At 64.1% G+C, this 7,198-nt stretch carries 8 protein-coding genes; 5 read left to right on the top strand and 3 right to left on the bottom strand.

Features of this window, described 5'->3' with window-relative positions:
* Positions 1 to 53 precede the first annotated feature (53 nt).
* Positions 54 to 1,121, top strand: a complete 1,068-nt coding sequence (locus FJ949_RS04495) for an alpha/beta hydrolase (RefSeq protein ID WP_140493394.1) — start codon at positions 54 to 56, stop codon at positions 1,119 to 1,121.
* 52 nt (positions 1,122 to 1,173) lie between these two features.
* Positions 1,174 to 1,638 (top strand): hypothetical protein, encoded by a 465-nt coding sequence (locus tag FJ949_RS04490; RefSeq protein WP_140493531.1) that lies wholly within the window; start codon positions 1,174 to 1,176, stop codon positions 1,636 to 1,638.
* Between the two features lie 15 nt (positions 1,639 to 1,653).
* Here the strand turns inward: FJ949_RS04490 and pyk are convergent, their stop codons facing one another.
* The gene (pyk, locus tag FJ949_RS04485) at positions 1,654 to 3,087 is read right to left on the bottom strand and encodes a pyruvate kinase (protein WP_140493391.1); all 1,434 of its coding nucleotides are present in this window, start codon (positions 3,085 to 3,087) and stop codon (positions 1,654 to 1,656) included.
* Positions 3,084 to 3,572: a DUF1036 domain-containing protein gene (locus FJ949_RS04480; protein WP_140493388.1), complete on the bottom strand. Its 489-nt coding sequence runs from the start codon at positions 3,570 to 3,572 to the stop codon at positions 3,084 to 3,086. The genes pyk and FJ949_RS04480 overlap by 4 nt, the downstream gene beginning before the upstream one ends.
* A gap of 246 nt (positions 3,573 to 3,818) precedes the next feature.
* Here FJ949_RS04480 and FJ949_RS04475 point away from each other — a divergent pair, with 246 nt between their 5' ends.
* From FJ949_RS04475 to FJ949_RS04465, 3 genes are all read left to right on the top strand, one after another.
* On the top strand, positions 3,819 to 4,616 hold the full coding sequence (locus tag FJ949_RS04475; protein ID WP_140493385.1) for an N-formylglutamate amidohydrolase: 798 nt from the start codon (positions 3,819 to 3,821) through the stop codon (positions 4,614 to 4,616).
* Positions 4,617 to 4,626: 10 nt separating this feature from the next.
* Positions 4,627 to 4,935: a DUF1244 domain-containing protein gene (locus tag FJ949_RS04470; protein WP_140493382.1), complete on the top strand. Its 309-nt coding sequence runs from the start codon at positions 4,627 to 4,629 to the stop codon at positions 4,933 to 4,935.
* A gap of 128 nt (positions 4,936 to 5,063) precedes the next feature.
* Positions 5,064 to 6,245: an MFS transporter gene (locus tag FJ949_RS04465; RefSeq protein WP_140493379.1), complete on the top strand. Its 1,182-nt coding sequence runs from the start codon at positions 5,064 to 5,066 to the stop codon at positions 6,243 to 6,245.
* Here the strand turns inward: FJ949_RS04465 and FJ949_RS04460 are convergent.
* Positions 6,203 to 7,117, bottom strand: a complete 915-nt coding sequence (locus FJ949_RS04460) for a LysR family transcriptional regulator (protein WP_140493376.1) — start codon at positions 7,115 to 7,117, stop codon at positions 6,203 to 6,205. The genes FJ949_RS04465 and FJ949_RS04460 overlap by 43 nt on opposite strands.
* Between the last annotated feature and the right edge of the window lie 81 nt (positions 7,118 to 7,198).

The following is a 7,198-nucleotide window of genomic DNA, read 5'->3' as shown; positions in this document are numbered from 1 at the left end:
ATTCCCCTATTCCCCTATTCCCCTATTCCCCTATTCCTTCTCGTATATCCCACATGAACCTGCTCTATGCCGTCTTCGCCTTCCTTCTGGCGCTCGTCTTTGGCCTTGTCGGCATCACCCGCGTCGGCTCCTGGCTGATCGAGCGCCGCAACCCGGCCGTCGGCGAATTCATCGACATCGATGGCGCGCGCATCCATTATGTCCACGTTCCTGGCCACGCCAAGGCCGACCTGCCGCCTGTTGTCTTCATCCACGGCGCCAGCGCCAATCTCAGGGATCAGATGCTGCCGCTCAGGCCGTTGCTCGAAGGGCGCGCCGAATTGCTGTTCTTCGACCGGCCGGGATTCGGTTGGTCGGGACGCGGGCCCGGCAACAACAAGGATCCGTGGTCGCAGGCCGACACCGTCGCCGCGCTGATGGACCATCTCGGCATGAAGCAGGCTATCATCGTCGGCCATTCCTTCGGTGGCGCGGTGACGACCGCCTTCGGCCGCGAGCATGCCGACAAGACGCTCGGACTGGTATTCCTGGCACCGGCAACCCATCCGTGGCCCGGCGGCGCAACCGCCTGGTACTACGACCTGACCACCATTCCGGTGATCGGCCGGCTGTTCTCCGAAACGCTGAGCTATCCGGCAGGAATGCTGCGGATCGCCGACGCTACGACCTGCGTCTTCTCGCCCAACAAAGTGCCGGACAATTATGTCGCCGAGGCCTCGATCCCGCTGGTGCTGAGACCGTCGGCCTTCCGCGCAAATGCCAGCGATGTCGCCGGCCTCTACCGCTATGCGCTTGGGGCCGCGCCGCGCTACGCCGAGATCAAGGCGCCGACCGTGGTCATCTCGGGCGATCGAGACAAGGTCGTCTACGCCCATATCCATTCGGTCGGCCTCGAGCGCAACATTGCCAGCGCCGAACTGGTCTGGGTGCGCAATCTCGGCCACAAGCCGGACTGGATCGCGTCTGATCTGGTCGTTGGCGCCATCGAGAAGGCCGCCGGCAGGAGTGTGGATCTGGAGGCGATGGCAAGGGCGGTGGAAGCGCGGATCGCCGGCGATGCCTATGGCGTCGGCAAATGCGCCGACCTCAAGGAACCCGAAGCGGAGTTGGCGCCGACCTGATGTGCGTCTTCCGAAAATGGTCGTCGAAAAAGGGTATCGGGGCCAGAGCGGCATGTACGTCCTGAAACACGGCATAAAGAAAAATCCCGAAAAATTCTGGACGCTGCCGGACCGCATCTTCTTCGGTTACGGCGCCTGCCCCATCCTTGCGGGCGTCTTTCTCAGCTATCCTCCCCTGGACGGATTTTACGGCGAGCGGATCATTCCAAGCGGGAACGATTCCGGAAACCATATCTATGTGACCAACGGCGTGATCGCCTTCGACTACCATGGCTATTCCAGCCGCGAACGGCTTCTGGAACACCACAAACGAGGATGGGCTTCGCACAGCGCCGACTGGCACTGCACGCTGGAAAAGGTCGATTTCGATCTGCTCGACACTGCCGAACTTAATCGGCGAAAGATGCGGGGACCGGATCAATATCTGCAAGATCCCATACCCCGCGCGCGTCGCTTCCTTCAGCGCATTGACCACGCCGCAGCGGCAACAAGAGCTCTCAAGATCGCAACGCGGTGAAGCCCTGGGGCGGGCTTATCGGGTGCCCAAGTCCGAACCGACATAGGCGATGCGCAGCATATTGGTCGAACCGGGCGTCCTTAGCGGCACGCCGGCGGTGATGATGACGCGGTCGCCGGGCTTGCCGAATTCCTCTTCAAGCGCGATGCGGCAGGCGCGATCGACCATGTCGTCGAGATCGGTGGCATCGGGGGAGACGACGCAGTGCGTGCCCCACAGCAGCGACAGCCGCCGCGCCGTGTTGACGATCGGCGACAGGGCCACGATCGGCACCTGCGGGCGCTCGCGCGCGGCGCGCAGGCCCGTGGTGCCGGAAGCCGTGTAAGTGATGATCGCCGACAGTTTCAGCGTCTCGGCGATTTCGCGGGCCGCCAGCGAGATCGCATCGGCGCCGGTTGCTTCAGGCTCGGAACGCTGGGCGTTGATGATGCCTGCATAGGTCGGATCGGTTTCCACCTTGGTGGCGATGCGGTTCATCATCGCCACCGCTTCCACCGGATAGGCGCCCGCGGCCGATTCGGCCGAAAGCATGATGGCGTCGGCGCCTTCGAAGACGGCGATCGAAACGTCGGAGACTTCCGCGCGGGTCGGCACGGGCGCGGTGATCATCGATTCCAGCATCTGCGTGGCGACCACCACCGGCTTGCCGGCGCGGCGCGCTGCGCGCGTGATCTGCTTCTGGATCCCGGGCACGGCTTCCAGCGGCATCTCGACGCCGAGATCGCCCCGCGCGACCATCAGCGCGTCCGAGAGTTCAATGATTTCGGCCAGACGGGCAACCGCCTGCGGCTTCTCGATCTTGGCCATGATCAGCGCCCGGCCGCGTGCGATCTTGCGCGCTTCGGCCAGGTCCTCCGGCCGCTGCACGAAGGACAGCGCTATCCAGTCGACGCCGGTGGCGAGCACCGCGTCGAGATCCCTGCGGTCCTTCTCGGTCAGCGCGCCGACCGGCAGGTCGGTATCGGGCAGGCTGACGCCCTTTCTGTCGGAAATCGTCGTGCCGGCAACGACGGTGCAGACGATCGCCTTGCCATTGGCCTTCACCGCTTTCAGCTCCAGCTTTCCGTCGTCGATCAGCAGCCGGTGGCCGGCCTCGACCGAACTCAGGATTTCGGGATGCGGCAGATAGACCCTGGCCGCGGTGCCGGGCTCGGGATTGTCGTCGAGCGTGAAGGTCTGGCCGACGGTCAGCACCTCCTTGCCGTTGGCGAACTTGCCGACGCGCAGCTTGGGTCCTTGCAGGTCGGCAAGGATGCCGATCGGCCTTCCGACCGTCTCCTCGACGGCGCGGATGCGTCCGACGAGCGTGCGCATCAACTCGTGATCGGTATGGCTCATGTTGATGCGGAACACATCGGCGCCCGCTTCGAACAGCTTCTTCAGCATTTCCTCGGAAGAGGAGGCCGGACCGATGGTGGCTAGGATCTTGACCTTGCGGCTGCGTCTCATTGACTGTTTGTTCCCGGGGCGGCTGGCGCGCCTCCCGTTGCGGGGTCGTCGGTTAGCTGGACCATCCAGCTTGCCTGCTCGCCCGTGTCGTATTCCTGGAATCCGGCGCGCTGGAAGCCCCGGGCGACGCAATCGGTGACGCCGGCGATCTTGAACTCTTTTTCAGCCACGCACATGTTGATCGGGCCGTCCCAGCGTCCGCCGCGTTCGGCGTCTTCTGCATAAAGATAGTAAAACCTTGATGACAGCGGCCCTTCGATCAGCGTCTTGCAACTCGATCCTTCGATGTGCCACCAGCCCTCGGTGATCCAGCCGGCCTTGGCACGATAGCCGATGCCGACGCCGACCAGGTTTTGCGTCGCGTTGCAGACGCGGAAATCAGCGCGGGCGGGCGAGGCCGCAACCATCGCGGACAAACCCACGGCGAGCGTCAGGAGCGGCATGGCGAAGGCGAAGCGCACGCGCCGCCCGCCGGCGGAACTCATCCTGAAACCCCTCAAGAACCACATCAGCATCTCTCTGCGCCCCTTTTCGGAAAAGTCCGGGCGCATGTCAACGCGCCGTTTTGTCCAATTCCAATCGATTTAAGAAGGCTCCCGGCGCGCGATCCGTCGCCCCTTGCCAGATTTCAGCGGAAACCTTGGCCAAACAACGGCATTGCGCCCGCGTCGTCTTCGTGGAAAGACGATAGCATCCTCCCCGGAAGCCAGCGAACAGACCATTTCCCGCCAATGACCCGATCCACAGTTTTCGCGCCTTTCGATGTCGTCGAGGGCGACCGCAAGCGGGGCATGGTGCTGTTGGCCGACCATGCCCGCCGCGACCTGCCTGAAGACTATGGCAGCCTTGGCCTGCCGGCGGCGGCGTTCGACCGCCACATCGCCTATGACATCGGCGTCGAGGCGGTGACGCGCGAACTCGCTGCCTTGCTCGATGTGCCAGCGGTGCTCGCCAATTTTTCGCGGCTGCTGATTGATCCCAATCGCGGCGAGGATGATCCGACGCTGATCCGTCAGCTCTATGACGGCACGGTCGTGACGGGAAACTATCCCCTCGCCCCGGAGGAGCGCGAAAGGCGGCTTGACCGCTTCTACCGGCCCTATCACGACGCCGTCGGCGCCATGATCGCCTCGGTCGCGCAGGCTTCCGGCAAGGCACCCTTCATCTTCTCCGTGCATTCCTTCACGCCGGTCATGCAGGGCAGGCAGCGGCCGTGGCATGTCGGCGTGCTGTGGGACCGCGACGACCGCGTGGCGCGGCCGCTGATCGACATGTTGGCCGCTGACAAAAACCTCGTTGTCGGCGACAACGAGCCCTATGACGGCGCGCTGCGGGGCGACACCATGTTCAGGCACGCCATCGTCAACGGCTATGCCCACGCGCTGATCGAAATCCGCCAGGACCTGATCGCGACCGGCGGGGATGCGCTTTCGTGGGCTGAGCGTCTGGCGCCGATCGTTGACGCGATCGATCGCCGTCCCGATATACACCAAGTGAAGATGTTCGGCTCGCGCACCGGGCCGTTATGAGGAGGTTTCGATGACCGAACTCAGCGACGAACAGAAACGCGACTTCGAGGCCGCCGCCTTTCGCCGGCTGGTGGCGCATCTGCGTGAGCGTGGCGACGTGCAGAACATCGATTTGATGAACCTCGCCGGCTTCTGCCGCAACTGCCTGTCGAACTGGTATCGCGAGGCCGCGGAAGCCGAAGGCGTCGATCTCAGCAAGGACCAGTCGCGCGAGATCGTCTACGGCATGCCTTACGCGCAATGGCAGGCGCTGCACCAGACCGAAACCTCCGACGCCAAGAAAGCCGAATTCGAGGCCAGGCGACCCAGAGACCACTAGGTGGTCTCTCACGTCCTCGATTACCCTAGGCGTTCGTTTGGCCCAAATGCTTCCCGAGCGCAGCGCTTGACTGAAAATTGAATCGATCTAATTTGCCGCGCAAAGCCACTTTCTGACCGGATTCGCCTATGAACGCGTCGAATGCAATGCAGACCGCCATTCGCGGCCGCTGGGCCGTGGCGGCCATCTTCCTCGCCAACGGCTTCCTGACCGGCAGCTGGGCGCCGCAGATCCCGGTGTTCCTGACCCGCCTGGACATTTCCAAGTTCACTCTGGGGCTTTTGATCCTGCTGTTCGGCGCCGGCGCCGTCACCGCCATGACCTGGTGCGGTCACCTGATTTCGAAACACGGCTCGCGCACCGTGCTGCGCTGGTTTGGCCTCTGCGGCAGCCTCGGCCTGCTGGTCGTGGCGCTGGCGCCCAACGTGCCGCTGGCTGCCGTCGCCATGTTCATCTTTGGCGGCTCCATCGGCGGCATGGATGTCGCCATGAACGCCAATGCGGTGGTGGTCGAGCGGCGGCTGTCGCGCGCGATCATGTCCTCCTCGCATGGCTTCTGGAGCCTCGGCGGTTTCGCCGGCGGTGCCCTTGGCGGCTTTGCCATCCAGAACTACGGCCACCTCGCCCACGCCGCGGTCGTGACGGCGCTTGCCTTAGCGGCGATCGCGGCGGCGGTGCCCTATATCGTCGCCGAGGGCAGGCCGCAGGCTGCCGAGCATCATAAATTCAGCTTGCCGGGAAACCCGCTGGTCTACCTCGTGGGCCTGATGGCGCTGCTGACGATGGTCTCTGAAGGCGCCGTACTCGACTGGGCAGCGCTTTATCTCAGGCAGGAACTTGGCGCCGATCTCGCCATTGCCGGCCTCGCCTATGCCGCCTTTTCCGGCGTCATGGCGATCATGCGTTTCTTCGGCGATGGCGTGCGCAATCGTTTCGGGGCCGTGACGACGTTGCGCGGTTCGGCGATCATCGCTGCCGCCGGCATGCTGATCGCAGGCCTGTCGCCCTCACCGTGGCTTGCCATCTCCGCCTTCGCTCTGTGCGGCTTCGGCATCGCCAATATGGTGCCGATCATCTTTTCGGCCGGCGGCAACCAGGAAGGCATGTCGTCGGGCACCGGCATGAGCGTGGTCACCACTATGGGCTATTCCGGCATCCTCGTGGCGCCCTCCGCGATCGGCTTTGTCGCCGAGCATTCCAGCTTCGGCCCGATCTTCATCGCCATGTCGGGCCTGCTGATCGTCGTCCTGCTGATGGCCGGATTGGCTCACCGCGCCGAATTCGCTCCCGACGCGGCGCCGGCCGAATAGCGTTTCAGTTCCTCGTGGAGGAAATCCGCCACGCGTCGGATGCGCACGCTGGTGCGCACGTCGCGATGCATGGCCAGCCACACCGGCAAGCTGGGCAGCGGCAGGCCCGGCAGCACCTTCTCCACCAGGGGGTCCCGCTCGGCCAGCGGCTCCTGGCCGAGGCCGATGCCGTTTCCCGCCCGCACCGCCTCCCAAAGCACGATCTGGTTGTCGGCCCGGAAGCGAAAACTGTTCCGGGTGACCGGTATGCCGAAATGCGTAAAGCCTCGGATCATCTCGTCGCTCCGGTCGAAGCCGATCAGCGCGTGGTCGAGCAGGTCGGCCGGCTCGCGCGGGTGGCCGCACCGGTCGAGATAGGCTAGGGAAGCACAGGCGCAGAGCGCGATATCGCAGACCTTGCGCGCCACCAACTCGTTCTGTGTCGGCTTGACCATGCGGATGGCGATGTCGGCATCCCGGCGCAGCAGGTTCTCGACCTGGTTGGAAGCGACGATCTCGACCTCGATGCCGGGCTCCTCGATGCCGAGCCGCGCCATCATGTCGGGCAGCACATAGGCCGCCACCACCTCGCTGGCGGCGATGCGCACCGTCCCTTCGATCGCTTCGACCGAACCCAGCGCCAGCCGTGAAAAAGCGCTCGCCTGCTCGCTCACCGCCTTGCCGCGCGCGAAGAGAGTGGCCCCGGCCTCGGTCAGCGCGTAGCCGCTTCGCCCGCGCCGGAACAGGATGACGCCGAGCGCTTGTTCTAGTTCCGAGATGTGGCGGCCAAGCGTCGGCTGGCTTGCCGATAGCTTTCTCGCCGCGGCCGACAGGCTGCCGGTCTCAGCGACCGTGACGAAGCTCTTGATCAGGTTCCAGTCGATATCAGCCATTCACAACTGAATATCAGAACTGCACACATGGTCAATTTCAATTCATTGGTGAGGCAATCATATTCGGCCTGCAAACATCGA

Source organism: Mesorhizobium sp. B2-4-1 (assembly GCF_006442185.1).
Lineage (GTDB): Bacteria > Pseudomonadota > Alphaproteobacteria > Rhizobiales > Rhizobiaceae > Mesorhizobium.
The sequence above is the reverse complement of the archived record's forward strand: the minus strand, read 5'-3'. Positions and strand labels throughout refer to the sequence as shown.

What these genes read in the sequence shown, in the direction of transcription:
- FJ949_RS04460 (WP_140493376.1), bottom strand. Translation starts at nt 7,117, where the DNA reads ATGGCTGATATCGACTGGAACCTGATCAAGAGCTTCGTCACGGTCGCT.
- FJ949_RS04465 (WP_140493379.1), top strand. Translation starts at nt 5,064, where the DNA reads ATGAACGCGTCGAATGCAATGCAGACCGCCATTCGCGGCCGCTGGGCC.
- FJ949_RS04490 (WP_140493531.1), top strand. Translation starts at nt 1,174, where the DNA reads ATGTACGTCCTGAAACACGGCATAAAGAAAAATCCCGAAAAATTCTGG.
- FJ949_RS04495 (WP_140493394.1), top strand. Translation starts at nt 54, where the DNA reads ATGAACCTGCTCTATGCCGTCTTCGCCTTCCTTCTGGCGCTCGTCTTT.
- FJ949_RS04475 (WP_140493385.1), top strand. Translation starts at nt 3,819, where the DNA reads ATGACCCGATCCACAGTTTTCGCGCCTTTCGATGTCGTCGAGGGCGAC.
- FJ949_RS04470 (WP_140493382.1), top strand. Translation starts at nt 4,627, where the DNA reads ATGACCGAACTCAGCGACGAACAGAAACGCGACTTCGAGGCCGCCGCC.
- FJ949_RS04480 (WP_140493388.1), bottom strand. Translation starts at nt 3,572, where the DNA reads ATGAGTTCCGCCGGCGGGCGGCGCGTGCGCTTCGCCTTCGCCATGCCG.
- pyk (WP_140493391.1), bottom strand. Translation starts at nt 3,087, where the DNA reads ATGAGACGCAGCCGCAAGGTCAAGATCCTAGCCACCATCGGTCCGGCC.